Origin of the sequence: Roseovarius sp. THAF9 (assembly GCF_009363715.1) — a bacterium.
Lineage (GTDB): Bacteria > Pseudomonadota > Alphaproteobacteria > Rhodobacterales > Rhodobacteraceae > Roseovarius.
Map to the genome: position 1 here is coordinate 2,670,249 of NZ_CP045404.1, position 26,329 is coordinate 2,696,577.

At 62.2% G+C, this 26,329-nt stretch carries 25 protein-coding genes and 1 pseudogene; 16 read left to right on the top strand and 10 right to left on the bottom strand.

The annotated features are described in order from the left end of the window. Positions 1 to 403 precede the first annotated feature (403 nt). The 3 genes and pseudogenes from FIU86_RS13250 to FIU86_RS13260 form a co-directional block, all read right to left on the bottom strand. On the bottom strand, positions 404 to 670 hold the full coding sequence (locus FIU86_RS13250; RefSeq protein ID WP_152475511.1) for a hypothetical protein: 267 nt from the start codon (positions 668 to 670) through the stop codon (positions 404 to 406). Positions 671 to 956: 286 nt separating this feature from the next. Continuing rightward, a protein-coding gene (locus FIU86_RS13255; RefSeq protein ID WP_152473331.1) for an IS3 family transposase occupies positions 957 to 2,308 on the bottom strand; the annotation gives its coding sequence in 2 pieces (ribosomal slippage) (positions 957 to 1,972 and positions 1,972 to 2,308; 1,353 coding nt in all). An 85-nt stretch (positions 2,309 to 2,393) separates the two neighbouring features. Then, a pseudogene (locus tag FIU86_RS13260) lies at positions 2,394 to 2,573 on the bottom strand (IS3 family transposase); the annotation flags it as partial. 421 nt (positions 2,574 to 2,994) lie between these two features. Here FIU86_RS13260 and FIU86_RS13265 point away from each other — a divergent pair. Together FIU86_RS13265 and FIU86_RS13270 are read left to right on the top strand one after the other, a co-directional pair. Then, positions 2,995 to 3,639, top strand: a complete 645-nt coding sequence (locus FIU86_RS13265) for a GNAT family N-acetyltransferase (protein ID WP_152475512.1) — start codon at positions 2,995 to 2,997, stop codon at positions 3,637 to 3,639. A gap of 15 nt (positions 3,640 to 3,654) precedes the next feature. After that, positions 3,655 to 5,418: a tetratricopeptide repeat protein gene (locus FIU86_RS13270; protein ID WP_254703836.1), complete on the top strand. Its 1,764-nt coding sequence runs from the start codon at positions 3,655 to 3,657 to the stop codon at positions 5,416 to 5,418. Between the two features lie 72 nt (positions 5,419 to 5,490). Here FIU86_RS13270 and FIU86_RS13275 read toward each other — a convergent pair whose 3' ends face one another. The 4 genes from FIU86_RS13275 to FIU86_RS13290 form a co-directional block, all read right to left on the bottom strand. Continuing rightward, positions 5,491 to 6,048, bottom strand: coding sequence for a hypothetical protein (locus tag FIU86_RS13275; protein ID WP_254703837.1), 558 nt, complete (start codon positions 6,046 to 6,048; stop codon positions 5,491 to 5,493). A 103-nt stretch (positions 6,049 to 6,151) separates the two neighbouring features. Next, positions 6,152 to 7,453, bottom strand: a complete 1,302-nt coding sequence (locus FIU86_RS13280; RefSeq protein ID WP_152475514.1) for a hypothetical protein — start codon at positions 7,451 to 7,453, stop codon at positions 6,152 to 6,154. Positions 7,454 to 7,496: 43 nt separating this feature from the next. Then, the gene (locus tag FIU86_RS13285) at positions 7,497 to 8,825 is read right to left on the bottom strand and encodes a TfuA-like protein (protein ID WP_152475515.1); all 1,329 of its coding nucleotides are present in this window, start codon (positions 8,823 to 8,825) and stop codon (positions 7,497 to 7,499) included. Beyond that, complete coding sequence (locus FIU86_RS13290; RefSeq protein ID WP_152475516.1) at positions 8,822 to 10,021, bottom strand: YcaO-like family protein; 1,200 nt, start codon at positions 10,019 to 10,021, stop codon at positions 8,822 to 8,824. Before FIU86_RS13290 ends, FIU86_RS13285 begins: the two co-directional genes overlap by 4 nt. A gap of 202 nt (positions 10,022 to 10,223) precedes the next feature. On the opposite strand from FIU86_RS13290, the gene FIU86_RS13295 reads away from it, so the two are divergent. The 3 genes from FIU86_RS13295 to FIU86_RS13305 are packed head-to-tail and all read left to right on the top strand — an operon-like array spanning position 10,224 to position 12,048. Further along, complete coding sequence (locus FIU86_RS13295) at positions 10,224 to 10,931, top strand: cyclic nucleotide-binding domain-containing protein (RefSeq protein WP_152475517.1); 708 nt, start codon at positions 10,224 to 10,226, stop codon at positions 10,929 to 10,931. Then, entirely contained in the window at positions 10,928 to 11,302 is a 375-nt protein-coding gene (locus tag FIU86_RS13300; protein WP_152475518.1) for a DUF3307 domain-containing protein, read from the top strand. Before FIU86_RS13295 ends, FIU86_RS13300 begins: the two co-directional genes overlap by 4 nt. A 44-nt stretch (positions 11,303 to 11,346) precedes the next feature. Beyond that, entirely contained in the window at positions 11,347 to 12,048 is a 702-nt protein-coding gene (locus FIU86_RS13305) for a Crp/Fnr family transcriptional regulator (protein ID WP_152475519.1), read from the top strand. A gap of 1,224 nt (positions 12,049 to 13,272) precedes the next feature. On the opposite strand, the gene FIU86_RS13310 is transcribed toward FIU86_RS13305, so the two are convergent. Further along, a complete protein-coding gene (locus FIU86_RS13310; RefSeq protein ID WP_152475520.1) occupies positions 13,273 to 14,235 on the bottom strand; it encodes a LysR family transcriptional regulator in 963 nt (320 codons plus the stop codon). Between the two features lie 138 nt (positions 14,236 to 14,373). Here FIU86_RS13310 and FIU86_RS13315 point away from each other — a divergent pair, with 138 nt between their 5' ends. The 11 genes from FIU86_RS13315 (at position 14,374) to FIU86_RS13365 (ending at position 24,875) form a co-directional block, all read left to right on the top strand. Next, on the top strand, positions 14,374 to 15,150 hold the full coding sequence (locus tag FIU86_RS13315; protein ID WP_152475521.1) for a transporter substrate-binding domain-containing protein: 777 nt from the start codon (positions 14,374 to 14,376) through the stop codon (positions 15,148 to 15,150). A gap of 181 nt (positions 15,151 to 15,331) precedes the next feature. After that, entirely contained in the window at positions 15,332 to 15,979 is a 648-nt protein-coding gene (locus FIU86_RS13320) for an amino acid ABC transporter permease (RefSeq protein ID WP_152475522.1), read from the top strand. An 18-nt stretch (positions 15,980 to 15,997) separates the two neighbouring features. Further along, entirely contained in the window at positions 15,998 to 16,654 is a 657-nt protein-coding gene (locus FIU86_RS13325; protein WP_152475523.1) for an amino acid ABC transporter permease, read from the top strand. 17 nt (positions 16,655 to 16,671) lie between these two features. After that, positions 16,672 to 17,442, top strand: coding sequence for an amino acid ABC transporter ATP-binding protein (locus FIU86_RS13330; protein ID WP_152475524.1), 771 nt, complete (start codon positions 16,672 to 16,674; stop codon positions 17,440 to 17,442). Then, entirely contained in the window at positions 17,439 to 18,791 is a 1,353-nt protein-coding gene (locus FIU86_RS13335; protein ID WP_152475525.1) for an aspartate aminotransferase family protein, read from the top strand. Before FIU86_RS13330 ends, FIU86_RS13335 begins: the two co-directional genes overlap by 4 nt. Next, positions 18,788 to 19,480, top strand: a complete 693-nt coding sequence (locus tag FIU86_RS13340) for a CoA transferase subunit A (protein ID WP_152475526.1) — start codon at positions 18,788 to 18,790, stop codon at positions 19,478 to 19,480. Before FIU86_RS13335 ends, FIU86_RS13340 begins: the two co-directional genes overlap by 4 nt. Next, positions 19,467 to 20,120, top strand: coding sequence for a 3-oxoacid CoA-transferase subunit B (locus FIU86_RS13345; protein ID WP_254703838.1), 654 nt, complete (start codon positions 19,467 to 19,469; stop codon positions 20,118 to 20,120). Before FIU86_RS13340 ends, FIU86_RS13345 begins: the two co-directional genes overlap by 14 nt. Before the next feature lie 6 nt (positions 20,121 to 20,126). Beyond that, on the top strand, positions 20,127 to 21,419 hold the full coding sequence (locus FIU86_RS13350; RefSeq protein ID WP_152475527.1) for an ArgE/DapE family deacylase: 1,293 nt from the start codon (positions 20,127 to 20,129) through the stop codon (positions 21,417 to 21,419). 3 nt (positions 21,420 to 21,422) lie between these two features. Next, positions 21,423 to 22,598 carry an acetyl-CoA C-acyltransferase gene (locus FIU86_RS13355; RefSeq protein WP_152475528.1) on the top strand — a complete coding sequence of 392 codons (1,176 nt, stop codon included), beginning with the start codon at positions 21,423 to 21,425 and terminating at the stop codon, positions 22,596 to 22,598. A 7-nt stretch (positions 22,599 to 22,605) separates the two neighbouring features. Beyond that, positions 22,606 to 23,763, top strand: coding sequence for an amidohydrolase (locus FIU86_RS13360; RefSeq protein ID WP_152475529.1), 1,158 nt, complete (start codon positions 22,606 to 22,608; stop codon positions 23,761 to 23,763). After that, positions 23,760 to 24,875 carry an alanine racemase gene (locus tag FIU86_RS13365; protein ID WP_152475530.1) on the top strand — a complete coding sequence of 372 codons (1,116 nt, stop codon included), beginning with the start codon at positions 23,760 to 23,762 and terminating at the stop codon, positions 24,873 to 24,875. The genes FIU86_RS13360 and FIU86_RS13365 overlap by 4 nt, the downstream gene beginning before the upstream one ends. 6 nt (positions 24,876 to 24,881) lie before the next feature. Here the strand turns inward: FIU86_RS13365 and FIU86_RS13370 are convergent, their stop codons facing one another. Both FIU86_RS13370 and FIU86_RS13375 read right to left on the bottom strand, forming a co-directional pair. Next, positions 24,882 to 25,946 carry an energy transducer TonB gene (locus tag FIU86_RS13370; protein WP_152475531.1) on the bottom strand — a complete coding sequence of 355 codons (1,065 nt, stop codon included), beginning with the start codon at positions 25,944 to 25,946 and terminating at the stop codon, positions 24,882 to 24,884. Next, a complete protein-coding gene (locus FIU86_RS13375) occupies positions 25,943 to 26,329 on the bottom strand; it encodes a biopolymer transporter ExbD (protein ID WP_152475532.1) in 387 nt (128 codons plus the stop codon). Before FIU86_RS13375 ends, FIU86_RS13370 begins: the two co-directional genes overlap by 4 nt.

The window sequence follows — 26,329 nt, forward strand, 5'->3', positions numbered from 1 at the left end:
CGAGGTGCCATCTTGGAAATTGTCCGACAAGCTATGCTGGACTCTGCAACTCGAACACATCGCGAATTGAAGGAAACAGCCGTTGTCTGTTGCGGTCCAGAGGCCGATCTTGCCCACAAAATCAAAGAACAAATGGACAAAGATGTGACATGTTGATCGCCAACTTGACGGCTAAGCGGTGAGGGCTGTCCGCCTTGGACTCTGGGATGTCGCGCTGGGGTGAGACGGCGCCGAGGTCGACCCAAACTGGACCTTCATCTTTTTGTCAAGTGCTGCATCGCGGCTTCACCAGACCGGACCTTCGCTGCGCCTGCAAGATCAAGGTGCCGCAAAACTCACAGTCTGCGAAGGAAACCGCCGTTCGCTACGACTGCGCAAAATTCTGCAATGACTGCAACCGCATCTAATCAATACCGTAAATCATTGCCGCATACTCGCGAACCTGATCCGGTGTTTGGCCTTCTATTTCCCGCAAGTATCCCAAGAATTCGTCTGGATCGCTCAGAGAGAATATGCGGGCCTTGTACTCCAACTCGGTCCCAAGTGGTTCTTCCTTCAATAGTGCAGCGCAACGCTTGTCGATGAAGAGCGCATCCACGTACGGCGCATATGTCGAAATTGTCCTCACATCATTCACGAGTCCACGATCAACTATTTTCTTCTCGCCCATTACGACCCGCCTAGCCACAGCGGCAAATAAGTATGATGAAATCCTTTGATGTGGTATTTCCCGTTGCCGTTCCCAATGCCAAAACTTCATGATTTCAATCGGCTGCTGATTTTCATCAACTCCACGATCTTCAAGTAGGCGGCAAAGCTCTCTGTACTCGCGATAAATCGGCCTACCTGAACTCTCAAGAAGCGCCAGCGAGTCGCTTGGATTGTCCGTCTTCAGAGTTTTTCGGACAAGTCGTTTGTTTTGGTAACGGAGGCTCTGGTTCGGTTTCTGTTTGAGTTTAGGCGACCGCGGCTTTGTGCTGCAACCGGCGCTTTCGGATTGTCTGTTTCTTGATCTCCTCTCTCATTTTCAGGATCGTCCGACCCCGACCGTGGTAGACGTCAGCCGGCGTCAGGTTATCCAGGCTCTCGTGGTATCGCCGAGTGTTGTAGTATCCGACGAAGTCGCCGATCTGGCGTTCAAGATCCCCCGGCAGATAGTAGTTCTCCAGCAGAACCCGGTTCTTCATGGTCTGGTGCCAGCGTTCGATCTTGCCCTGGGTCTGTGGGTGGTGCGGCGCTCCGCGGACGTGATCCATACCTTTGGTATCGAGGTAGTCGGCCAGGTCGGCCGCAACGTAGGACGAGCCGTTGTCGCTGAGCAGCCGGGGCTTGTGAACGACTGTCGCATGAGCACAGCCCGAGGCCTCCAGCGCCAGATCCAGCGTGTCCGTCACATCCACGGCCTTCATTGTCGTGCAGAGCTTCCACGCGATGATGTAGCGGCTGTAATCGTCGAGGATCGTGCTGAGATAGAACCAGCCCCAACCGATGACCTTGAGATAGGTGAAGTCGGTTTGCCAGAGTTCGTTGGGCCGAGTTGTCTTGTCCCGGAACTCATCGGCGGCACGGATCACCACATGGGCCGGAGCCGTGATCAGGTCCTGGGCCTTGAGAATGCGGTATGCCGAGGACTCAGATACAAAATACCGTTTCTCATCGGTGTATTTGACCGCCAATTCCCGTGGCGTCAGATCCTCATGATCCAGCGCGAACTCAACGAAGGCGTCGCGGATCTCGTCCGGGATGCGGTTCCACACCGCCCGAGGCCGCGGGGACGTGTCACGCAAAGCGTCAACGCCGCCATCGGCCCACCGCGCATACCACTGGTAATAGGTGCTGCTGGGAATGCCGAGCATGGTCAGGGTCCGCCTGACCGGCAAATGCGAGGCTTCGACTGTCCGAATGATCTCGAGCTTCTCCGAGGCTGGGTATCTCATGCGTCGTCCTCCCCATCCCCGAACGTGCTTTTTTTGAGCAGCCTGTTCTCCAGTGTCAGCTCCGCGACCACTTCTTTCAGCGCGGCTGCCTCAGAGCGCAGTTCCTTGACCTCGGGAGCTGTCGCCTGACGGGCTGTGTCACCCGCCAGCCGGTTCTTCCCAGCCTCAAGAAACTCCTTCGACCAGCTGTAATAAAGGCTCTCAGCGATCCCTTCACGACGGCACAGGGCCGCTATGCTTTCTTCGCCCCGCATCCCGGCAAGCACGATGCGGATCTTCTCCTCCGCCGAGTAGTGCTTGCGGGTCTTACGCTTGATACCCCTAACAAGCTTGTCAGCAGCATCCTTGGATGTTCCGGATCTCTTGTTCATCTTCGCTCCATTATGGCTTCGATGAACCAGAAATCCTCCGTTCCTCAAACACCTAAATCTGTCCGGTAGGTGCTGACGTTAGACAATAAAGGCTCTCAGCGATCCCTTCACGACGGCACAGGGCCGCTATGCTTTCTTCGCCCCGCATCCCGGCAAGCACGATGCGGATCTTCTCCTCCGCCGAGTAGTGCTTGCGGGTCTTACGCTTGATACCCCTAACAAGCTTGTCAGCAGCATCCTTGGATGTTCCGGATCTCTTGTTCATCTTCGCTCCATTATGGCTTCGATGAACCAGAAATCCTCCGTTCCTCAAACACCTAAATCTGTCCGGTAGGTGCTGACGTTAGACAGGATGATCCCTGAAGAAACGCAACTTATGGTAGAATTTCGTGATAGAGGACAATGCCTATTGCGGCGCGGGGGCTTTGTGCCGCTTCGCCGAATTCCTGATAGGTGGAAATTTTAGCTTTTGCAGCCATCCTTTCGAACTGCAAAAACCGGGTGTATCTGGCCCTGTATGCAGCCTTTCCCACGTTTGAAGACGATATGTGCGCTGCCTATTCTAGCGCGGAACGAACCCCACACCCCGGCGCTAAAGACGCCAGTTTTCAGCAAAGCAAAATGTCCGATTGCCCAAACTTTGTGCTACGCTGTCTTATATAAGCTCCATTGAACGGTTTTGACACATGCCTGACAATACTTCCAAATCATTTTCATTGAGACCATTGGAAAAGCCCGACCTGTCGTCCATCACACGATGGTTCCAGGAAGTGGGAGATCTCGCGCTCTTTGATCGACATTCGCGCGTGCCTTACGATCTGGCGACGAGTGAGAGGCTGTGGAACATGTCTGACACCCCGCAAAACGCGGACGACAAATGCTGGTTCGCAATCACGTCCCAACCCACCGGAGTTGTCGGCATCATAGGCCTTGAGCGCATTTCGCCCATCAACCGCGATGCGGTCATAGCGCTCTATGTCGACCACGCGATCCGGCGGCAGGGAATCGGGATCCGGGCCTCTGCGCTGATACTGGATTTCGCATTTCGGCAACTGGGGTTGAACCGGGTGACGTCCTACTATCGCAAGGACAACGCCAGCAGCCGCGATCTCACCAGTCAGGCCGGCTTCGAAGTGGAGGGCACGATGCGGCAAGCGTGGTTTTCCGACGGGAAGTTCCATGACATGATCGTCGTCGGTCTCCTGGCGGAGCACTGGAACACTCGGCGGGACGCGCTGGCAGAAGAACTTGGAGAAGCAACGATGATCGCGTTTGGCGATGGGAAGAGTTCGGGTTCGAAATGGCCACCGCACAGGTCGGTGACGCACTGAATGAAAGCCGGATAGTTGAACGCACGCGAACCAACTTTCAGACAGCGGCTCGGGGCTGTCCTGTTCGCCGATGTCGTCGGGTATTCCCGGCTCATGGGGCGGAACGAGATTGACACCTACAAGGCCTTGCGCGCCCTTCTGGAACGGCTTGAGGCGGCGTGTGTCGAAAACGGCGGCCAATTCGTCGACGTCAAGGGCGACGGCATCCTCGCCCGGTTCGACACGGCGACCGATGCCGTGCTTTTCGGCGTGGAACTGCAACGTATCACCGAGAGCAGCAATGCCGACTTGCCCTTGGCCCAAAGGATCAGCTTTCGCGTCGGAATCCACCTTGGAGAATTCCTGCTCGACGACCGCGGCATTCATGGCGACATCGTCAACATCGCCGCCCGACTGCAGGAGCTCGCCGAACCCGGGCGTGTCTTCGTCAGTTCAAGCGTGTATGAGCAGGTGCGCAACAAGCTGCGCCTGGGATACGAGTTTCTCGGCCCGCAAATGCTCAAGAACATAGAACAGCCGGTCCCAATCTTCTGCATCCGCACCGAAGTCGAGGGCGCGACCATGGCGGCCACTGTTCGGCCGTCTGCACCCTCGATGGAGTACAGCCGGCCCGACACGCCTTCGATCGCTGTTCTTCCCTTTGATATCCGCGGCGGCGACGATTCCGAGAGCTGGTTGGCGGAGGGACTGACCGAGGACATCATTCTCGCGCTTTCCAAGTTCAAGAACCTGTTCGTCATCAATCGGAACACGAGTTTCGCGTTCAGGGCGCAGGACCTGCCCCCAAGCAAAGCAGCCACGAAGCTGGGGGTGCGCTACGTCGTGCGCGGCAGCGTTCAGCGCGCCAAGACGAAGCTGCGGATCAAGGTCGAACTGATCGATACCGACTCATCTCGGACGATCTGGGGCGAAACCTATGACCGGGATCAGGAGGACATCTTCGAGATCCAGGATGAAATGACGTCGTCGATCGTTGGGGCGGCGGCAGTTCTGGTCGAGGCCGAGGAACGCCGGCGCTTCAGTACGTCGATCCCGTCCGACCTTGCGGCCTATGGCTTCGTGCTACGGGCACAGCAGCTGATTTTCAAGTACACGCGGCGTGACAACGAGCATGCGCGGATGCTTTACGAACAGGCGTTGTCACTGGACGGGAAATATGCCCGCGCCTCTGCGGCCCTGTCGCGGACCCTGAACATCGACTGGCGCTATTCCTGGAACGCGGATGGCGACCAGGCGCTCGACACCGCTCTTTCCTATGCCCGTCGGGCCGCCGACATTGATCCCACGGATGCACGCGCATTCGGAGAACTCGGATTCGTGCACCTGTACCGGAAAGAGCATGATGCGGCGCTCGGGGCGTATGATCGCGCGCTCAAGCTCAATCCGAACGATGCCGATCTGTTGTCGGACTATGCCGATGCCCTGGCGCATTCCGGCCAGAACGAAGCGGCGATCCAGCACCTGCAACGGGCCATGCGATTGAACCCGTTCTTTCCGGACCAGTACCTTTGGCATCTCGGCGGGGCTTACTACAATCTCAAGCAATACGACGCGGTGATCGAAACCGTTAACAAGATGAACAACCCGACAGAGGGTCAACGGATGCTGGCGGCAAGCTACGCGCAGCTGGGCCAAATCGAGTTGGCACGCAAGATTGCCGAGAAACACCGTACTGTGCATCCGAACTTCTCGATCAAACGGTGGGAGCAGATCATTCCCGATCGCCTGCCAGAAGACACGCAGCATTTCCTCGAAGGATTGAAAAAGGCCGGTTTCTGAAAACCAGACCCTGCCCCGCGCCGAGTGTCCGTGCGTGGCAGGACCATACTTCGCTCTGGTTCAAGCCCGGGATCAGTCGCCGGAGCCGCGCGCCTTTGCTCCGCTGACCTTGGCACCGCTCACTTTCGCTCCGCTGACCTTGGCGCCACTGACTTTTGCACCGCTGACTTTGGCCCCGCTGACCTTCGCGCCGCTGACGCCCGCTCCATCACCGGCAAAGTAGGCTTCCAACAGGATCTGTTCGAACATGCCGGTCGACACATCCATGCGCATGGTCTGATCGGCCTTGTCATAGCTCCAGACCCGGATGTCGTTCGCAATCTGGAAATCGGCTGCAGCGACCCCGCTTTTCGAGGGGTCGTTGGGTGCGCGCGACGCAAGGTCTCCGGGAAGGTTGTCGTCGGTGGCGCTTCGGCCTTTTCCGTGAACGAGAAAGATCACGGGTTCCGGCAGGTCGAAATACGTGCCTTCGTGGGCGAATCCGTAGATCTTGGCGAACCCGGGCGCCTGATCGCTTTCCTTGTCTCCAGTGAACGCGAACTGGTCATCCAGATGCTTGTTGTCCCCAAGCGTTCTGGACGGTCTGCGATCATACACCAGATCATCAAGAATTCTGCCGAACAACAGCACTTCTGAAAAGCTCAATAATGACTCCGACATGATACCCTCTTTTTAAAATTGGTTAACGACAAGATGCCACAAACAGCGAAGTTCGCAAAACGTAATTAATCGGCTACAGGTCCGGCACCCGTGTTCGCACGGAAACCGCATGGCTTTCGCCATCGGGATCGGCGAGTCTCGGCCCCACCCGCGTGAGGCCAATGTCGCGCATGCGGAAATTACCTTCGATGATCCGTTGGTACGCCCCGCCGGATATGTCGCGATCGACAGCCAGCAGCGCCTCTTCGACATGCGAATAGCTCAGCCCGTCCGCTTCCAGCATATCCCACGCGTCCGCCAGATAAGAGCCCATCAGGTCCCGCGCTTCCAAGAGCGCAATCCGAAATCCTTCAGGGTTTTGCGCGTAGCGATCATCGAACATGGCCTGCATGACGTCGCTGTACTCGGGCGAACCTTCAAGCCGATCCGAAAGGTCTTCGATCTCCGGCGTGATCAGCCCGGTTTCCAGAAGCCGTTCGTGAAACACGTCGATCAGGATGTCGAACAGCGCCCCGGTCAGTGGTTCTGACAAAGCGTGCTCGCTCGTCCAGCCAGCCGCGAACTCCGACAACAGTTTGTCATTGGCCGCCATGCGGATCTGGGCTGTCTGCGCCGTTTCGGCAAACCGGTTGAGCCGATTGTAAGTGTAAAGGTTTCCCCGGGTTTCCTCCAGCAGCGCCTCGACGACCGATCCGAAATGCAACGAGGCCAGAAGCGCGACCATGTCCGCAGCGGATTCGTGAAAACCGTAATATTCGCCCGACGCGTCTCCGTCACTGGGCAGGCCGATCACGCTGTAGATCAGTGCGTGCCCGATTTCATGGGCCACGACATCGAAGTTCAGGCTGTAGGGCCTGTATTCGCCCTCGTGCTCAGTGGTCCCGCCGGTCTCCAGAAAGCCCCATCCGATATGCGCATTGTCGAGGCCGGGCAGCAGAGACAGTTCCAGCTTGTCGTAGTCGGACTCGAAATGCCACGGGATCCGGCGCCCGAAATACCCTTCCCAGACGTCCATCGTGAAATGCGCCGAGCCGAATAGATGCGCCGCCTCGAATTCCGGATCGTTGGGCGCGATATGAATGAAGTTGCCGTATTCATCCGGAATGGCCGGCGCGTTGCGCTGCCCGTGCCAGGGCGGCAGGTACATACCCGGCCCGATGGGCCCGGGAACGATGGCGCCATAAGGTATGGTTTTGCCGACTGGGTCGACCACGTACATGCGCGGCCCCGACGGGCCGGGACCGATCGTGCCCGGCGGCGCCGAGATCTCGACCAGCTCCAGGTCCGCCGCGTCGTCCCCGAACGGGGATTGCGGAAACAGAAGAAAGCGCGTGCCTGGCGCTTCTTCCTCTGCCGCGTAGTCTGGAAACTGCATCAGATCCTCCGTTGCGTTTCGGCCTGCATGCCACGGTCCCGGGTCACCCACCGGCTCCCATCTTCTGCGGGTCGTCTTCAGTCAGGTTATACACGAACTCCCTCGCGATCAGCGCGATAAGTTCATCGCGCCCCTCCAGCCCCAGCGACCGGGCGAATGCGTCCGGGTCGTCGGGTACGGGGCGGCCCAGGCGGGTCTCGAAAAACCAGACCAGCAGGCGCAGCCTGTCCGGCGATGCCTGCACGCCATCTTCGGCAATGGTTTGGGCCTTGGCTTCTGCCCGCGCCTTCAACGCGGAATAGTCCCCGGACCAGCGCAACTCGGAAAGGATATGCGCGTCCAACCCCGGTGACCACGCGGCACGTGTGTCTTCAATCAGCGCAGCCTCCGCCAGCAGCGCCTCATAGGCGGTCTCGTCCAGGTCGTTCGCCCCTAGCCAGTCCAGAACGGCGTCACGACGCGACAGGTTGTTCAGGCGGCGATGCCGGTCCATCACGGCGCGCAGCGTTTCGCGGTCGGCCCGGGCACCGCGGCGCTCTGCGTCCTCTATGGCAAGGCCGCGCAACATCGCCTTGTCGCGCGTGGTCTCATACCTCTCCGGGTACAGCCGCAACTCGTCCAGCACGGCCTTCGACGCGGCGGCCCCGGCATCGGTTTCGCCCTCGATGCGCCGGACCAGGCCTTGCCAGGCCAACGTGCGCTCAACCCTTTGGGCCCGGCCGGTTTGGATGTCTTCCTTGAGGAACGCAGCCATGCGGAGCAGCATGGCCTGGGCGTCTTCACCTTTGGCATCGACCTTGCCAGACGGCAGCCAAGCGAAGAACGCGGCAAGGCTCGGCTCATGCAGAAGACGGGTCGAGATCTCATCCCACGTGCGGTTCTTGTAGTGCAGCGCTTTCGCCGTCGCGATCAAAAGCTCGGCCGCCTCGGACGTCACGACCTTGTCGGCGATGGCGCGTTCCGCCGTGGCGCGCACGGAAACCATCGGCTCGCTCAGGGCCATAAATCCAAGCTCGGCCGGTCCGTGCAGGACCGCCACTTCGTCATCATCGGCAATCTCTCCTTGCAGGTAGGCGTCGAATATCGCACCGACGCCGATCATGCCGAAATCGTGCAGTTCGGCGGCCCGCAAGGCCCCCATGCTGGCGCATCCGAAAACCGGAACGCCCTGCTCCATCGCCCAAAGTATTTCCTTGTGCCAGACCGATGGCACCCCTTCGAAATAACCGTCGATGATGCCTATGGCCGGTGGGCGCTGACGCGCCACGCGGTAAACGTCACCCTGTGCCACGGGCGGCAAAACCTCGGCGTCCAATGCCGCGCGAATGGCGTCGGCGTTTATCGTCGGGCCTGCAAAAATCACGGGTTTCATGCGGCACCTGCCTGCATGGCGCGCGCCCGCGGGCCCGGGATGAAATCCGGGTCGTCATGCGGCGCCTCAAGCCCCGGAATGACCGCGCGGATCACCGAAATGCCAAACTCCGGGCGCGACAGGTCGACCGTCACGACCTCGTCCATCCCTGCGCTAGACAGGCGTTCCAGCACCCATGCCAGGTCGTCCTCAAAGGCTTCTGTGGTAGTGTTCGGGGCGTCCGAGAAACTGCGCGCCGGTTTAGCACCGACAATCAGGTGACGCACGTAGCGCCCTCTGGCCGCCACGGCCTCGGTCGTGAATTCCGATGGATCAAGGTCGTCTCGTGCGCCTGAAATATAGGTCAGCCGGGTCTGCGCTGCCTCCGTTACCGCGCGCAACAGGGCGATGGCCCGGTCCGGGTGGCAGCCGTCCCCGATCCCGATGTGGCCCTGGGCGTCGCCTGCCTCGCAAATCATGCAGCGAAAGCTGGGCACACCTACATCCGACGTCGTGTCCCACAGCCCGACATCCAAGCCAGCACCGACCAATCGGTTGAGCGCGTCCCGGCACCTTGGGTCGTCAACCGATGCGGGGTCGATCCGCGTGTCGCCGGACCCGTGATGCCACAAGGTGGTCGCGTCCCGCTCGATCAGTTCACAGATCGCATGACAGGTCGCCTCCACGGTGTCATTGCCGGACGCAAGCCCGTTCGTCGTGCGCGGAAAAGCCCCGTGCCCGCCGTTGGGCGGCTCGGTATAGTCGGCATCGACCATCTCCAGCGGCACCCAACAGTCGGCATCCCGACCAAGGTCCCGCCCTTCGACCCACAGGATCCGGCGGTGCGGATCGAACCGTGCACCGGTCACATCCGGCAGGCGTGCGACATCCGCGACGGCCACCTCGGCCTGCAACTCGGCGAAAGAGTCACGCCGGACCGGCAGCGCGATCCGTTCCGCATGCCACGTTTCTATGGCTTCCATGACACCCGAAACTTGCGCCGCCTCCAGCGACAGCCCCTTTCCCATTGACACGGCGACCGAGCGGGAGTTCGGCCGCGTCACCATGACCGTCGGCAAACCGATACGATCCAGCCCCGTCAGGTTGGCGATGCGTGTGATCCCCATGCGGGATAGATACGGCCTGACACGCTCCATCGTTTGGGCTGGGTCGCACAGGCGATGCGTATCAAGCAGGTATTCTTTTCTCGACGACATGCGAATGACAGTGCTTTCAGCAGTTTGAACAAATTTAAGCAATCAATTGCATCAACAATCCAGTTCTCGCTTCAAGAGTGCTTCATCGTCCCTCGCCGGTCAATGTAGCTGATGATAAACGCCCAAAGGCACCCGTACTTCGCCAGGATTGGAAAAAGTGGTATACCGGATACAAGCCAAAGCCACCTGACGGAGCCAGCGGATGCTGTACGGTATCCCCGAAGACGTATATCACTGGATCGGATATTGCGGTGTCGCGCTCTATCTGGGTGCATATGCCTTGTTGCAGACAGGGGTGATCCGCGGACACGGCTATCCTTATGTGATCCTTAATTTCCTCGCGGCGTCGTTTGTTCTCGTCGGATTGACAGTCGCCTTCAACCTGTCTTCCGCGATCATTCAGATTTTCTGGATCATCATCAGCATCGTCGGCCTGACGCGCATGTTGCTGCTGGATCGGATGGCCCGATTGAACGAGGAGGAAAGCGCCTTGGTCGCCAGGATCTTTCCGGACTTTTCCAGGACAACCGCGCGCAAGTTCTTTGACCACGGCATCTGGCTCGACGCCGAACCGGGCATCAGGATCACGCAGGAAAACGAACCCGTCACGCACCTGACCTACCTCGCCCAAGGCTCGGCTGACGTGTTTTCTTCGTCTGAAAAGATCGGCACTGTCGTCGGCGGGCTCGTCGGTGAAATGAACGTCATGCAAAAGGGGCCCGCTTCCGCGACCGTGCGCACGGCAGAGCCAAGCCGGCTTTTCATGATATCGTCCGAGGCCCTGTCGGACCTGGCAAAGTCCGACATCGAATTCCGGCGCGCGCTGGAAAGCGGCATGCACCTAGATACCCGCAGCAAGCTGGTCGCGGCCAACAAGGCCCTGACTCAACAGAAGGCAGCGGCAGAGTGACCGAGAGCGGGATCCTGATCTTTCTCGTCCTGGTACAGGTCAAACACTATTTTGCGGATTTTCGATGGCAGACGGGTGAAATGCTCTCAAACAAGGAGCGGTTTCTGCACCCCGCCGGGTTGGCGCATGCGGGTCTGCACGGTTTGCTCAGCTTACCTGTCATGGCGCTTGCGGGTCTCGGCGGGCCGGTGCTGATCGTCGTGCTGGCATTGGCCGAGGTTTTCGTGCATCACGTCATCGACTGGCAGAAGGCCAACCTTCAGAAAGAAAACGCCGATCTTGACGAGGCCGGGTTCTGGAGGCTGGTCGGCCTGGATCAGGCGGCGCATCAGCTTACCTATGTGGCGATTCTTGCAATCGGTCTGCTGTAATTGGTTTCACTGGGTCGAACACGCGCACGTTAACGGAGCATTGGATGAACATCGCGGACAAGCAGAAGCGGAAATATCTCAGCTCCTGCCCGCTGTTCTCGGACCTGAAGAAAGACGTGGTCAAACGCATCGCGGCGCGGGCCCACGGCGTGTTTCTTCTGCGCGGGAAGGTCCTGTTTCACCAGGGCGATCCGTCTGACGGTCTCTATGTCCTGTGCAGCGGTCTGGTTCGGGTGAGCATCGTCAATTCGGACGGTGACGTTCTGACCCTCGCCGTACCGGAACATGGCACGCCCTTGGGCGAGATGACCCTGGTCAGCCCCGATCCCAGGTCGGCCACGGTGACCGCGCTGGAGGACTCCAGCCTGCTTCACCTTGATACGGCAACCATGGTCGCGCTCCTGTCCGACGAACCGGCGCTTGCGGCGCACGTGATCCGTTACCTGTCCCAGCGGCTGCGCGAGTCGAATGCAACCCTTCAGAATTTCGCGTTCGAGAACCTGTCGCAACGGCTGCTGCAGATGCTTGCGGAACTCGGATTGAAACACGGCTCGCTCAACGATGAGGTGCTGGACCTCGGCCGGAAGTATTCTCAAAGCGCGTTGGCCGAGATGCTGGGCGTCACGCGCGAGGCGATCAACAAACAACTGAAGCTTTTGCAGGACGAGGGCAAGATCTCCATGCGCCAAGGCATCATCCAGATCGTCTCCCCAGCGGATATCATCAAGAATACGCACGGTCGCTGAAACCTCGCGGCCTATGTGAAACTTTCACGGAAAGGGAACGCTTCGGAGCGTTCCCTGTCGATTTGCGCAATAAAATTGTTTCAGATCCGGCCAGTGAATACAAAATCGAAAACATGTGATCCCGTTCACAGTCCGAAACACGCGTTTGGTTAATACTGATTAACAGGAGGACAGAACTTACCTCTGGGAATTCTGGTAGCAGCCTTGGGTATAAGCCAACTGCGCACCAGGCTAGGGCGGTCAAGGCCGTCTGGGCAAACCAGGGGAAGGCAGTGAGTGGTCTGTAAGATCTGTTCTCTCGGGTTGGCAAGATACTAGCCGGCCGAGTTCTAGATAGGAAACATCTATTTCAATGACCAAATCTCCCGGGACGGGCTGGCAGCTGTGTCAAAGCAGTATGCGGCTCGGACCCGGGTTTTTACTTTCAATCTTCGAAACTGATCTGAGATGCAGGCCTACCTCCAGAACGGCCATATCCTCCGCGTCATCGCGCCTAAGGACAGCCGTGATAGGCATAAAAACCGCTGCGGGACCCCCCAGCCTGCGCGACATCAACTGGATCGAATACGCGGCTTGGGTCGCGGTCAAGAACTTGAAGACCTCCGCGATGTCACATCGTTTTGTGCAAACCAAGCCGCTGCCTTTGACAAGATATCTCGTTCTTGGCGCAGCTGCTTCACCTCGCGCCGCAACTGACGCGACCCTTCCAGCTCAGCGCCTGTCAGGCGGTCATCACGTTCACCATCCTCAGCTTCCGCCTGCTTGGCCCAGTCATGAATCGTGCCAGCGCAGGGTTCGTACTCCGCGCCAGGCATTCAACACTGCGCTCAGCTCGCGCTAGTGCAACCAATTGCTCCCTAAATCCCGTCGGGTGCGGATTCCTCGTTCTCTGTATAAAAAAACGCTCCCTTCTCAGTGAAACGTGTCCACGAAACCGGGGCAACTCCATCTCCAACGCTTTCATTTACTATCAATGACTTAGCCGGTTCTTGATGAGCGCGGCAATGCGAGTCGAGACATCGGCCTTTACCGACACTGGGCCGTCGAGCAAAACGCGCCCTGCGTCTTCTTCGACACGTGACGACTCTTGAATGCTGGGGGGTGCCTTTGTCCCACCAGGATAGGTCAGCTGGTGCTTGATGATGCCAAGCCTCGTTTTCGCTATCAGGTGACGCACATCGTCAAGCAGTATTGCCCGGACGGCTAATGCCTTGACCTGCCACGTCACCCTTCGCCATAGGTTCGCTCCTCCAAACCGACGCTCGACAAATTGCTTTCGACCACCTCAAGGAATTTCGCCTCGGCCTCGGATTGGCGGCGTGACGGGTTGCTCAGCAGGTAGATATTGACCATCGGCAGGTTGTCATAGGGCGGCAGCTGCCGGATATGCCCCGCCGCCACGTCCTGTGCCGCCACGTGCAGCGGCAGCGCCCCGATCCCTACATTCGCCATGATCATGCGCCGGATCTCATTCAGACTGGACGACACGCCGCGCCAGTCGCGCGACAGGTTCAGCCGCGCCCGCAGATTCGAGATCGCCTCCAAGGGGCCACCTTCGGCTTCGGTCTGGAACGCGACGAAAGGCTCGCCCTCCAGGTCCTCGGGCCGGATCTCCTCGGCCCCGAACAGCGGATGCCGCGCCCCGCAATACAGCCCGAAATACTCGCGGTAGAGCACCCGCGTCGTCAGGCTCTTGGGCACGCTCGACAACAGGCATATCCCGAAACTGGCCCGGTTCAGCTTGATCATCGTCTCCACTTCATCGCTCTCGTAGACGGTGAAGGAATAGGTCACGCTGGGATGCGCCTGGGCGAACCGGTTCAGGATGCTGTCGAAATGCTCCGAGATGACCGAACTGGTGATCGCGATGGAAAGATGCCCGCGCAACTCGGCATTGTCCTCGTCCAGGATCGCCGGTATCTGCGACACCGTGCCAAAGATCGTCGCGCATTCGGTATAAAGCACCTGCCCCGCCCGCGTGATGGTGAACTCGTTGGGCTTGCGGATCACCAGCGTCTTTCCGATCGTCTGCTCCAGCCGTTTCAGCGCCGCCGACACCGTGGGCTGTTTCAGGCCCAGATGGGTCGCGGCCTTCGAAATGCCGCGCTGCTCGACCACCACCATGAAGGTGCGCAACAGGTTCCAGTCCAGGTTCCAGGGAAAACGCGGGCGCTGGGGAAGGCTCATAGATTTTACCTATAATAAGGATGCTTATTATTTATTTGCGCGATAATCCTGCCCATGCAAGGCTTTTGTAGGTGCGGCGCACGCCGCCTATGATGTGTGGGCGCAAGACCCGCCATAAAAACCAACATGGAGAGACATATGACATTCCGCAGAACCGTTCTGAAATCCGTTGTCGTGGCCATGGGACTTGCCGTGACCGGCCTCGCGCCCGCTGCCGCGGAAGAACTTGAAACCCTTAAGGAAAAGGGTGTCATCCGCATCGCGATGTCCGGCGCCTACCCGCCGTTCAACTTCGTCAACGACCAGAACGAGGTCGTGGGTTTCGACCCCGCCGTCGGCAAGGAAATCGCCAAGCGCATGGGGCTCGAGGCGGAGATCGTCACCACCGCCTGGGACGGAATCATCGGCGGGCTCTTGTCCAACAAGTACGATGCCATCGTCGGCTCCATGACCATCACCGAGGAACGGGACGAGGTCGTGGATTTCGTCGGCCCCTACTATTCCGACAAGCGCGCCATCTTCACCCAGCCCGGCTCGGGCATCTCCAGCCTTGAGGATCTCGAAGGCAAGAAGGTCGGCCTGACCCTGGGCGAGACGCACGAGGACTGGGCGCGCGAGCGCGGCTACAACGTCAGCACCTACAAGGGCCTGCCCGAACTGCTGCTGGAGCTTGAGAATGGCCGCGTCGACGCCATCGTGAACGATTCCATCGCCGCCATCCTCGCCATGGGCGAGAAAGGCCAAGAATACGAGATGTTCGCCGATCCCACGACCGAGCCCTTCGGCGCGGGCATCGCCATCCGCGAAGGCAGCCCGGAACTCGCCGCCGCCATGCAGGAGGCGCTCGATTCCATGATGGAAGACGGCACCTATCTCGAACTCGCCGAAAAGTGGGTCGGCGCGGATATCCGCTAAACCCTCTCGCCCCGCCGCCATCGCAGGTGGGCGGGGCCTTCCGGGATCCTGAACCCGATCGGACCGACAGGCGGCCCGGGCGCACTGCACCGTGCCCCGGCCCCGTGCAAATACGTACCCGATCTTGCCGGACAAAGCCTCGCGCCCGCCCCGGCCCCGCGACCTGCCAGAAGGACACGCCATGGACATAGAGTTGATGCAAAGGGTCTATCCCTTCTTCCTGCAAGCCGCGTGGGTGACGATCCAGCTATCGGTCCTGACGGCCCTGCTCGGCCTGACCTGCGGTGCGCTCGGTGCGGCGATGCGGCTGTCGCGCCTCGCGGTCTTCCGCTTCCTCGGCGCCGCCTATGTCAGCGTCTTTCGCGGCACGCCCGCCCTCATCCAGCTTTTCATCCTCTACTTCGGCGGACCCCAGATCGGCATCCAGCTCGACGCGTTCGAAGCCGGCGTGATCGGCCTCGGCGTCAATGTCGGCGCCTACATGACCGAAACCATCCGCGGCGCGATCATTTCGATCCCCAAGGGCCAGCGCGAGGCCGCCCGCACCCTGGGCCTCAGCCGCTGGCAGGCGTTCTACAACGCCATCCTGCCCCAGGCCGCCCGCCTTATGGTCCGCCCGCTTGGCGTCAATCTCAACATGCTGATCAAGTCCACGGCGCTGGTCGCCGCCATCTCGGTGGTCGAACTCACCTACACCGCGCAGCGCTACATCGGCTCCACCTACAAACCGTTCGAGATGTTCCTGCTCGCGGGCATTCTCTACATGATCATCATCTACGCCACCGGCCGGGCCGTCGCCTGGCTGGACCGCCGCGTCCAGATCAACTGATCGGAAAGGAAAACCACAATGGGCCTCGACTTTACGGTTGTTCCGGAACATCTTGACGTGATCCTGCTGGGCTGTTTGTGGACGATCTTCATCGCCGTCGCCGCCGCCCTCGTCAGCTTCTTCGGCGGGATCATTTTCGCGGTCATCGCGCTTTACGCGCCGTGGATCATCCGCCAGCCCTTCCGCCTGCTTGAATGGGTCTTCATGGGCACGCCGCTTCTGTTGCAGTTGTTCCTGATCTATTTCGGCCTCGTGCAGATCGGCATCGACCTGCCCGCCTTTGTCGCCGGCATCATCGGGCTGGGCCTTCACTTTGCCGTCTACAATTCTGAACTGATCCAGACCGCCATCCTGTCCGTCGACAAGGGCCAGATGGAGGCCGCCCGCACCGTGGGCCTCAGCCGCGGCCAGGCGTTGCGCAAGGTCGTCATCCCGCAGGCCGTGCGCGACGTGATCCCCCCCATTGGCAACAACATGATCGCGCTTCTCAAGGACAGCGCGCTGGTGTCGGTGATCGGCGTCAGCGAACTGACCCTCTCGGCGCAACGCGTGATCGGTGCCACTTACAGACCGTTCGAGTTCTACCTCGTCGCCGCCGCCTTCTACTACGTCATCAACCTCTGCATGGAATGGGTGCAGCGCCGCATCGAACGCCGCATCGCAATCTCGCGCTGATCGTCAGGAGACAGACCATGACCGACACCGAACATTTCGTCGAAATCAAGCACGCCCAGAAATCCTTCGGCAAGCTGGAGGTTCTGAAGGATATCAGCCTCAACGTCGCCCGCGGCCAGATCGTGGCGATCATCGGCCCGTCGGGCTCGGGCAAGTCCACGCTCCTGCGCGCCATCAACGACCTCGACGCGCTGACGGGCGGCGAAATCTGGCTCGACGGTGTGCAGGTGAACAAGGACCTGCCCTATCGCCAGTACGAAAAGCACATCAACCAGATGCGCCAGGACATCGGCATGGTGTTCCAGCACTTCAACCTGTTTCCCCACATGACCGCGCGCGACAACGTCACCATGGCGCCCAAGCTGCTCAAGGGCCTGTCCAAGGCCGACGCCGACGCGCTGGCCGAGGAACAGCTCGACAAGGTCGGGATGCTGGAACGGATCGATTATTACCCTTCGCAACTGTCCGGTGGCCAGAAACAGCGTGTCGCCATCGCCCGCGCGCTCGCCATGAAACCCAAGCTCATGCTCTTCGACGAGGCCACGTCCGCCCTCGACCCCGAACTGGTGGACGAGGTGAACCAGGTTATGAAGAAGCTGGCCGAGGAACACATGACCATGATCATCGTCACCCACGAGATGGATTTCGCAGCCTCGGTCTGTGACCGCGTGCTTTTCATGGACAAGGGCGTGGTGGTCGAGGAAGGCCCGCCCAGCGTCGTCTTCAAGAACCCCACCAAGGAACGCACCCGCGAATTCCTCCGCAAGCACCTCGCAGGCGCCAAGTGACCGACAATACGTCCTACCTCTTCTACCAGTCGCGCAACCCGCGACCGTTCCTTGACCACGGCGAGGGGATCTACCTGATCGACGAGTCCGGCAAGCGCTACATCGACGGATCAAGCGGCGCGATGGTCTCCAACATCGGCCACTCCAACCCGCGCGTTCTTGCCAGGATGAAGGCGCAGATGGACAAGGCCACCTTCGGCTATCGCCTGCATTTCCGCACCCACCCGTCCGAGGATCTGGCGGCAAAAACCGTCGCCATGACGCCCGACGGCCTCGACCGCGTGTTCTTCGTCTCCGGCGGGTCCGAGGCGGTGGAAAGCGCCGTGAAACTCGCCCGCCAATACGCCCTGACCCAAGGCCATAACGGCCGCTACAAGGTCATCTCGCGCTTTCCGTCCTACCACGGCTGCACCTTCGGCGCGCTCGACCTCACCGGCTACGCCCCCCTGCGCGACCCTTTCGCGCCCATGATGAGCGAGATGCCCAAGGTCGCCGCCCCCACCACCTATCTCGACCGCGACAACCTCACCGAAGAGGCGCGCGGCCTCAAATACGCCGACCTTCTGCGTGACAAGATCCTCGCAGAGGGCCCCGACACCGTGCTGGCCTTCATCATGGAACCCGTCGGCGGCGCCTCCACCGGCGCGCTCGTCGCGCCGGACAGCTATTATGGCCGCATCCGCGAGATTTGCGACGAGTTCGGCGTGCTGCTGATCTACGACGAGGTCATGACCGGCGCGGGCCGCACCGGAAGGTTTCTCGCCGCCGAACACTGGGGCATCACCCCCGATATCGTTGCCATGTCCAAGGGCTTCGGCGCGGGCTACGCGCCCCTCGGCGCGATGGTCGCGGGCCGCCGCCTCGTCGATCCGGTGCTCGACGCGGGCGGCTTCGCCCACGGCTTCACCTATGCCGGCAACCCTCTGGCCTGCGCCGCCGGTCTCGCAGTGCTGGAAGAGATGGAAGCGCACGACCTCATCGGCAACGCCGCCCGCATGGGCGATGTCCTGATGACCGAACTGCGCGCCCTGATGGACCGCTACCCGTTCATTGGCGACGTGCGCGGCAAGGGGCTGCTGACCGCGTTCGAGTTCGTCTCCGACCGCGCCACGATGGAACCGCTGGACCCTACACTCAACGCACACGACCGCCTCGTCGAACTGGCCTACGAACGCGGCCTCATCATCTATTCGCGCCGCACGCGTGGCGGCACCAAGGGCGATCATTTCCTCGTCGCCCCGCCCCTTATCATCACCGAGGACCAAATCAGCGAAATGATGACGATCCTGCGCGATGCCCTCGACGCCTTCGCGCTTCAGATCGGCCTGCCGGTGGAGCCTGCGGCATGAGGCTCCCCGACAAGCGTTGCTCCATCGAGGCCGCTATAACCCACATCAACGATGGATCCACCGTCATGGTCGGCGGCTTCGGCGTCCCCGGCACGCCCATGACCCTGATCCGCGCCCTCGTGGCCCACGGCGCCCGCGACCTAACCCTCATCAAGAACGACGCCAACGAACCCGGCATGGGCATCGACCACCTGCTGCAAAGCGGACAGGTCAAGCGCCTCATCACAACCCATCTCGGCCTCAACAGCCACGCCATCGGCCTGATGAATTCCGGCGCGATCGAGGTCGAATTCAACGCGCAAGGAATCCTCGCCGAACGTATCCGCGCCGGCGGCGCCGGCATCGGCGCAATCCTCACCGATATCGGTATCGACACCGAACTGGCCCGCGGCAAGCAGGTGGTCGAGATGGACGGCAAATCCTACCTAGTCGAGCCTGCCCTGCGCGCCGACGTCGCCCTGATACACGCCGACACCGCCGACCCCTTCGGCAACCTCGCCTACGTCGCCACGGCCCAGAACTTCAACCCGCTCATGGCCATGGCCGCGCCCTTGGTGATCGCCGAGGCCGAGCGCGTCGTGCCCTTGGGAAAGCTTGATCCCAACGCCGTCCACACCCCCGGCGTCTTCGTGGATCACGTCACCGAATTGCCCGAGATTACAGAGGATTACGCCGTTGTCCGACGCTAGGGATCGCATGGTGGCCCGCGCCGCGCGCGAGATTGCACCGGGCATGGTCGTCAACCTCGGGATCGGCCTGCCGACCAAGGTGGTGAACCACCTGCCCGCCGATTTTCCCGTCTGCCTTCACACCGAAAACGGCATGACCGGTATCGGCCCCGCCCTCTCGCCCGAGCGCGCCGACCGCAACCTGATCGATGCAGGCGGCGCCTATGTCACGCCCATCCCCGGCTCGGCCTTCTTCGACAGCGCCACCAGCTTTGCCGTGGTCCGCTCGGGCCGGCTGGACCTCACCATGCTCGGCGCCTTCGAGGTCAGCCAGACAGGCGACCTCGCCAACTGGAAGATCCCCGGCAAGTTCAGCCCCGGCGCGGGCGGCGGCATCGAACTGGCACAAAAGGCCCGCCGCGTCGCCGTGCTCACCACCCATACCGACCGCGCCGGAAACCCCAAGCTGAAGCAAACCTGCGCCCTGCCGCTTTCAGCCAGCGCCTGCGTTGCCCGCATCTTCACCGACCTCGCCGTGATCGACGTCACGCCAACAGGGTTCGCCCTGACCGAACTTGCCGAAGGCACCAGCGTCGAGGACGTGACCCGCGCCACCGACGCCGCCATAGCGATCCCAGACGCCCCTATTCCGACCTTCTGAGAGACCATGACCGACGACCTCAAAACCCGCCTCTGCGCCGCCGTCGACGCCGCCTTCGACCGACAAGTCGCGTTTCTGACCGAGCTCACGTCCCACCCGTCGACCCGCGGCAATGAACAGTCCGCGCAGGACTTCATGGCCTCCGAACTCACGACCCGTGGTTACGACATCGACCGTTGGCAGATCGACCTTGCCGACATCCAACACCTCCCCGGCTTCTCCCCTGTCCTCGGCCCCTACGAGGACGCCGTGAACGTCGTCGCCACCCACCGCTCCAAAACCTCCAAGGGCCGCTCGCTCATCCTCAATGGCCATATCGACGTGGTCCCCGCCGGCCCGCTCGACATGTGGGACAGCCCGCCATTCGAGCCGCATGTCAAAGACGGCTGGCTCTACGGCCGCGGCGGCGGCGACATGAAAGCGGGCCTCGCCTCTAACCTCTTCGCCCTCGACGCGCTCCGCGCCTGCGGCCTCGCCCCTGCCGCGGACGTCCACTTTCAATCCGTCGTCGAGGAAGAATGCACCGGCAACGGCGCGCTCGCCTGTCTCGCGCGCGGCTACAAAGCCGACGCCGCGCTCATCCCCGAACCTTTCGCCGAACAACTGGTCAGCGCCCAGCTTGGCGTCCTGTGGTTCCAGGTCCACCTCAAGGGCCTTCCCACCCATGTGGCCTATGCCGGCACCGGCGCCAACGCCATCGAGGCGGCCTTTCCACTGATCCAGGCCCTGCACGACATGGAACACCGCTGGAACGACGCCGCCAACCGCCCGCCCGAATACGCCCACATGGATCACGCGCTGAACCTTAACATCGGCAAGTTCGAGGGCGGCGACTGGACCAGCTCCGTCCCCGCCTGGGCCGTCTTCGACGTCCGCATGGGGCTTTTCCCGGGTCAATCGCTCGACGCCGCAAAACAGGAAATCAGCCGGGTCATCCGCGACGCCGCACTCCAAAACTCCTTCCTGCGCAACTCCCTGCCCGAGATCGTCTACCACGGCTTTCACGCCGAAGGCTACGCGCTCTCGCGCGACAGCTCGCAGACCGCCACCAATGCCGTCGCATCACTCGAAACCGCCCACCGAACCGTCACGGGCGAGGCGCTCACCCGAGAGCCGATCACCGCCACCACCGACGCGCGCTTCTTCGGCCTTTATGCCGACACGCCCGCGCTGGTCTACGGCCCCCGCGCCGAGGCGATCCACGGCTTCAACGAACGGGTCGACCTGGAAAGCCTCCGCCGCGTGACTAAAGCCACCGCGCTTTTCATCGCCGACTGGTGCGGCATCGAGGAGGCCTGAGCCATGCGCAACGCCGTCATCGTCTCCACCGCCCGCACCCCCATCGGCAAGGCCTATCGCGGCGCCTTCAACAATCTGACAGCCCCCAGCCTCGCCGCGCCCGCCGTCCGCGCCGCGCTCACCCGCGCCGGGCTTGAAGGGGCCGAGGTCGAGGACGCCATCTTCGGCTCCGCCCTCACCCAAGGCACCTCCGGCGTCAACGTCGCGCGCCACATCGCGCAGGCGGCATACTTGCTCGACAGCGTTGCGGGCGCCACCATCGATCGCCAATGCGCCTCGGGCCTCAACGCGCTCGCCATCGCCACCAACATGGTCCGGGCCGAGGGTGTGGACGTCGCCCTCGCCGGTGGCCTCGACAGCATATCCCTTGTCCAGAACGACCACTGGAACGCCCACCGCTACCGCGATCCTGGCGTTCCCGACAGCTATTACATGGCCATGCTCGATACGGCAGAGGTCGTCGCCGCCGGCTACGGCGTCAGCCGCGACGCACAGGACGCCTACGCCCTGCAAAGCCAGCAGCGCACCGCGCGGGCGCAAGACGCCAGCCTTTTCGCCGACGAGATCATCCCCGTCGATGCAACCAAGCTGGTCACCGACAAGGCCACGAAAGAAACGCACGAAGAACCCGTCTGCCTTGAAAAGGACGAATGCAACCGCCCCGGCACCACTGCCGAGGGGCTCGCCAACCTCCAGCCCGTGCGCGGCGAGGGCAAAACCGTCACCGCCGGCAACGCCAGCCAGCTCTCCGACGGCGCCGCCGCCCTCGTCGTCATGTCCGAAGCCCAGGCCGCCCGCCGCAACCTCACCCCCCTCGGCGCGCTGCGCGGCTTCGCCGTCGCCGGCGTCGCGCCGCAGGAAATGGGCATCGGTCCGGTCCACGCCATCCCCCGCCTGCTGGACCGCGCGGGTCTCTCCCAAGACGACATCGACCTCTGGGAAATCAACGAGGCCTTCGCCGCGCAGCTTCTCCATTGCCGCGACACGCTGGGCATCCCCGACGACAAGCTCAACGTCAACGGCGGTGCCATCTCCATCGGCCACCCCTACGGCATGTCCGGCGCCCGCATGGCCGGGCATATCCTGCTCGAAGGCCGCCGTCGGGGCGCGAAATGGGGCGTCGTCTCCATGTGTGTCGGCGGCGGCCAGGGCGCCGCCGGCCTTATGGAAATCTTCTGAGGCGCCCATGACCACGCTCCCCTCCAACCAGATCGCCTACCTCACGGCCCTGCGCCACGACCTGCACCGCCAGCCTGAAGTGTCCGGCGAAGAGGTCGAGACCGCAAAGCGCATCACGCGCGAACTCACCGCCCTCGGCGCCGACCGCATCTGGCAAGGTCTCGGCGGCCATGGCGTCGCCGCCGAATTCACCGGCCACGCTCCCGGCCCCACGGTCCTTTTGCGCTGCGAACTCGACGGCCTGCCCATTCGCGAGATCAACGACATCCCCCATGTCTCGCAGATCGACGGCAAGGGCCACCTCTGCGGCCATGACGGCCACATGGCTACCCTGCTGGGCGTCGCCATGCGCCTCGCCACCCGGCCCGCAAAGGGCCGCGTCATCCTGCTCTTTCAACCGGCAGAGGAAACCGGCGCGGGCGCGCAGGCCGTGATCGAAGACCCGCAATGGGCCGAGATCCGCCCGGATTTTGCCTTCGCCTACCACAACGTCCCCGGCCGCCCGCTGGGCGAGATCGGCCTGCGCTCCGGTCCCGCCAACTGCGCCTCGCGCGGGATGCAGATTCTGCTGACCGGCAAAAGCTCTCACGCCGCCGCGCCCGAGGACGGCCTGTCGCCCGGCCCCGCCATGGCGACGCTAATAATGGCCCTTCCCGCACTCAGCCAAGGCACCATTGCCGACACAGATTTCACCCTCGCCACCCTCACCCATGCCAACCTTGGCGAGCCCGCCTTCGGCATCGCCCCCGCCGATGGCGAACTGCGCGTCACCCTGCGCACCATGACCAATGAGGGCATGGACCGGCTGATCGAGGCTGCGACGGCGCAAGTAACAGCCGCCCGAGGCGATCTGACGCTCGATATCCATTGGCACGATGTCTTTCGCGGCGTGGTCAACGACACCGACGCCACCGACATCGCCCGCCATGTGGCCCATGATCTGGGGCACGAGGTCAACGAGATGCCCACCCCCATGCGCTGGTCCGAGGATTTCGGGCGCATCGGCGATGATGGCGCCATGGCCACGATGCTCTATGTCGGCGCGGGCACCGACATGCCCCAGCTGCACAACCCTGATTACGATTTCCCCGACGCGCTCCTGCCCGTCGTCATCGACCAGTTCACCGGCATCGTCGACCGTCTCCTGGGCCTGCCCGACACATGACCGACCCCGCGATCCCCGACGCCTGGTGCGAGGTGCATCGCGACCGGATCGACGCCAACATCCGCATCGCTCTGTCCCGTGTCCCCAAGGGCCGCCGCTTCTGTGCCGTGCTGAAGTCCGACGCCTATGGCCACGGCATCGCCACCGTTGTTCCCTTGGTCCGCGCCCACGGAATCGACTGCATCGCCATCACCTCGAATGCCGAGGCCCGCGCGGTGCGCGACGCCGGCTATGACGGCCAACTCATCCGTCTTCGCGCCGCCACGCCGGTTGAGGCCCGCGCCGCCCTGCCCGACCGGGTGGAGGAACAGGTCGGCACGGTCGAGGCCGCCGAAAACCTGTCTGCACTCAGGGCCACAGGCGCCCCAGTCCGCGCCCACCTGTCGCTCAACGCCATGGGCATGTCCCGCGACGGGCTGGAGATTGAAACCGAGCAGGGCCGTGCCGCCTGCCGCGCCATCCTCGACCGCCTCGGCGACAGCATCACCGCCATCTGCACCCACTTTCCAAGCAATACCCCCGACGACCTGCGCGCCAGCGCCGCGCTCTTTCAACAGCACGCCGACTGGGTCCTGGACCAAGGCCCCCTGACCCGCGAAAATATACTGATCCATTCGGGCAGTTCCCTGACCCTCGTCTCCGACGAGCCTGTCGAGACCCAGATGTACCGCTGCGGCGCCGTTCTCTATGGCATCCTCAAGCCCGAATGGGGCTTTCAAATCACGATGGACCTCATGACCCGCGTCGTCAGCGTGGGCGATTATCCGGCGGGTGCCACCGTGGGCTACGACCGCACCTTCGTTCTGGACACCCCCCGCCGCCTGGCTTGCCTCTCCATCGGCTATGCGAACGGCATCCGCCGTGCTGGACAGAACAGCGGCACGGTCCTGATCGGCGGGCACGAGGCGCCGATCCTGGGCCGCATTTCCATGAACACCACGGTGGCCGACGTCACCGGCCTCGACGACATATCCATCGGCGACCCGGCGGTGATCTTCGGCGGCCCGCGCGATACGCGCAGCTCGCTGGAAAACGCCGAAGCGCAGTTCGGCACCATCATCGCCGATCTCTACACCGACTGGGGCCTGAGCAATCACCGGATCGTCCGGTAAGCGCCGTCAACTGCCCTTGATGTTGATCGAGAAACTGGTCCGCGCCCCTGCAGGCGGCGGCGGGAACGGGGCAGCCCGTTGGATCATCCGCACCGCCGCCTGGTCCAGCTTGGGCGAGCCCGAACTGCGCGCAATCGAAACGCCGGCCAGCCGGCCATTCCCGCCAATGCGAAACGCCACCACCGCCGTGCCCCGGCTGCCCACGCGCGGCCGCGGCACGCGAGAGATCTTTCGCATGACCTTTCCGGGATAGTTGCTGGCCGCGGCATTGCCGGCGGCCTGCGATTTGCCCGCGCCCTGCGCCGCCGATCTGGTCTGGGTCTGGGACCCCGTGGCACTGCCCGCTCGCGCGTTCTGCTGCGCGTTGCCCTTGGGCTGCGGCTTGGGCTTCGACTGCGTCGTACGCTTGGGCTTGGGCTGTCTCTTCTTCGGCTGCGCCGTGGGCGGTTCGGGTTTGTGCGCCTTCTCGAACTCCGCGCTGCGCGGCTTGGGCCGCAACGAGCGTGTCACCGCCGTCGGCGCCTCGTCCACCGGCTCCAGCATCTCCGCCTGCTGCGGCTCTGTCGGCTGCACGCTTTCCTCCGGCACGGTCTCGGACGGGGTCACCGGGACCAGTGGCACGTTCGGCGTGATCTCCGCCTGATCGACCGGGTCAGGCACAGTTTCGGCGGGCGTTTCGGTGGGCACGACAGTCTCGGCCTGGTCCACCGGCTCGGCGGTCTCCCGCGGCTCGACTTCGGGCAACCTGTCCTCGGGCCGGTCCTGCGCGGTCTCTTCGGGCATGTCCGGCGCGGTTTGTTCCGGCATGTCCTCCGTTGTAACCTCTTCGGGCGTTTCCTGCGATGTCACCTCCTCCGGTGGCGTCTCCTCGACAGCTTCCTCGGTGGCATCCGGCGTCATCACCCCCGCCGCCATGTCGGCAAAGCTGTTGCCGATGCTGGCCTCCACGCCGCCCGCATCGCCCTCGATCTCGATCACCTCGGCCTCGAAAATTGCGGCCACGACGGTACCATGCATCACAAGTGCGGCCGTGGCGGCAAAGATTTTCACAAGCCGGGATGACGCGATCATTCCAGCCCTCTCTGGGTGACGATCACCACGCGTTCCGCCCCCGCACCGCGCAGATCCCGAGCCAGATTCACAAGAGTCTGCGCCGACAGCTCCTGGTCGGGGACCACGCGCACCACCTCGCGCTCCTCCTCGCTGCGCCGTTCCAGGAAATCCTCGGCCGACGCGATATCCTCGCCGCGAAAACTCATCCGCCCGTCAGGATGCACGATCAGCGTGTCGGGCGGCGACCGCCCTTCCAGGTCCGCCGTCCGCACAAGGCTCAGGTCCTTGTCCAACGGCTGCGACAGGGTGCCCGCCACCATGAAGAACACCAACATCAGGAACACGATGTTGATCAGCGCAATGGTCGGCTCCCGGCGCGAGGATGTCTTGGCCTTGCGCAT

Bases quoted from the DNA above. Each gene is read 5' to 3' on its own strand.
- FIU86_RS13330 (WP_152475524.1), top strand. From the start codon at position 16,672: ATGACCGACACCGAACATTTCGTCGAAATCAAGCACGCCCAGAAATCC.
- FIU86_RS13315 (WP_152475521.1), top strand. From the start codon at position 14,374: ATGACATTCCGCAGAACCGTTCTGAAATCCGTTGTCGTGGCCATGGGA.
- FIU86_RS13325 (WP_152475523.1), top strand. From the start codon at position 15,998: ATGGGCCTCGACTTTACGGTTGTTCCGGAACATCTTGACGTGATCCTG.
- FIU86_RS13265 (WP_152475512.1), top strand. From the start codon at position 2,995: ATGCCTGACAATACTTCCAAATCATTTTCATTGAGACCATTGGAAAAG.
- FIU86_RS13305 (WP_152475519.1), top strand. From the start codon at position 11,347: ATGAACATCGCGGACAAGCAGAAGCGGAAATATCTCAGCTCCTGCCCG.
- FIU86_RS13360 (WP_152475529.1), top strand. From the start codon at position 22,606: ATGACCACGCTCCCCTCCAACCAGATCGCCTACCTCACGGCCCTGCGC.
- FIU86_RS13370 (WP_152475531.1), bottom strand. From the start codon at position 25,946: ATGATCGCGTCATCCCGGCTTGTGAAAATCTTTGCCGCCACGGCCGCA.
- FIU86_RS13320 (WP_152475522.1), top strand. From the start codon at position 15,332: ATGGACATAGAGTTGATGCAAAGGGTCTATCCCTTCTTCCTGCAAGCC.
- FIU86_RS13365 (WP_152475530.1), top strand. From the start codon at position 23,760: ATGACCGACCCCGCGATCCCCGACGCCTGGTGCGAGGTGCATCGCGAC.
- FIU86_RS13350 (WP_152475527.1), top strand. From the start codon at position 20,127: ATGACCGACGACCTCAAAACCCGCCTCTGCGCCGCCGTCGACGCCGCC.
- FIU86_RS13375 (WP_152475532.1), bottom strand. From the start codon at position 26,329: ATGCGCAAGGCCAAGACATCCTCGCGCCGGGAGCCGACCATTGCGCTG.
- FIU86_RS13285 (WP_152475515.1), bottom strand. From the start codon at position 8,825: ATGAAACCCGTGATTTTTGCAGGCCCGACGATAAACGCCGACGCCATT.
- FIU86_RS13280 (WP_152475514.1), bottom strand. From the start codon at position 7,453: ATGCAGTTTCCAGACTACGCGGCAGAGGAAGAAGCGCCAGGCACGCGC.
- FIU86_RS13295 (WP_152475517.1), top strand. From the start codon at position 10,224: ATGCTGTACGGTATCCCCGAAGACGTATATCACTGGATCGGATATTGC.
- FIU86_RS13250 (WP_152475511.1), bottom strand. From the start codon at position 670: ATGGGCGAGAAGAAAATAGTTGATCGTGGACTCGTGAATGATGTGAGG.
- FIU86_RS13340 (WP_152475526.1), top strand. From the start codon at position 18,788: ATGAGGCTCCCCGACAAGCGTTGCTCCATCGAGGCCGCTATAACCCAC.
- FIU86_RS13355 (WP_152475528.1), top strand. From the start codon at position 21,423: ATGCGCAACGCCGTCATCGTCTCCACCGCCCGCACCCCCATCGGCAAG.
- FIU86_RS13290 (WP_152475516.1), bottom strand. From the start codon at position 10,021: ATGTCGTCGAGAAAAGAATACCTGCTTGATACGCATCGCCTGTGCGAC.
- FIU86_RS13310 (WP_152475520.1), bottom strand. From the start codon at position 14,235: ATGAGCCTTCCCCAGCGCCCGCGTTTTCCCTGGAACCTGGACTGGAAC.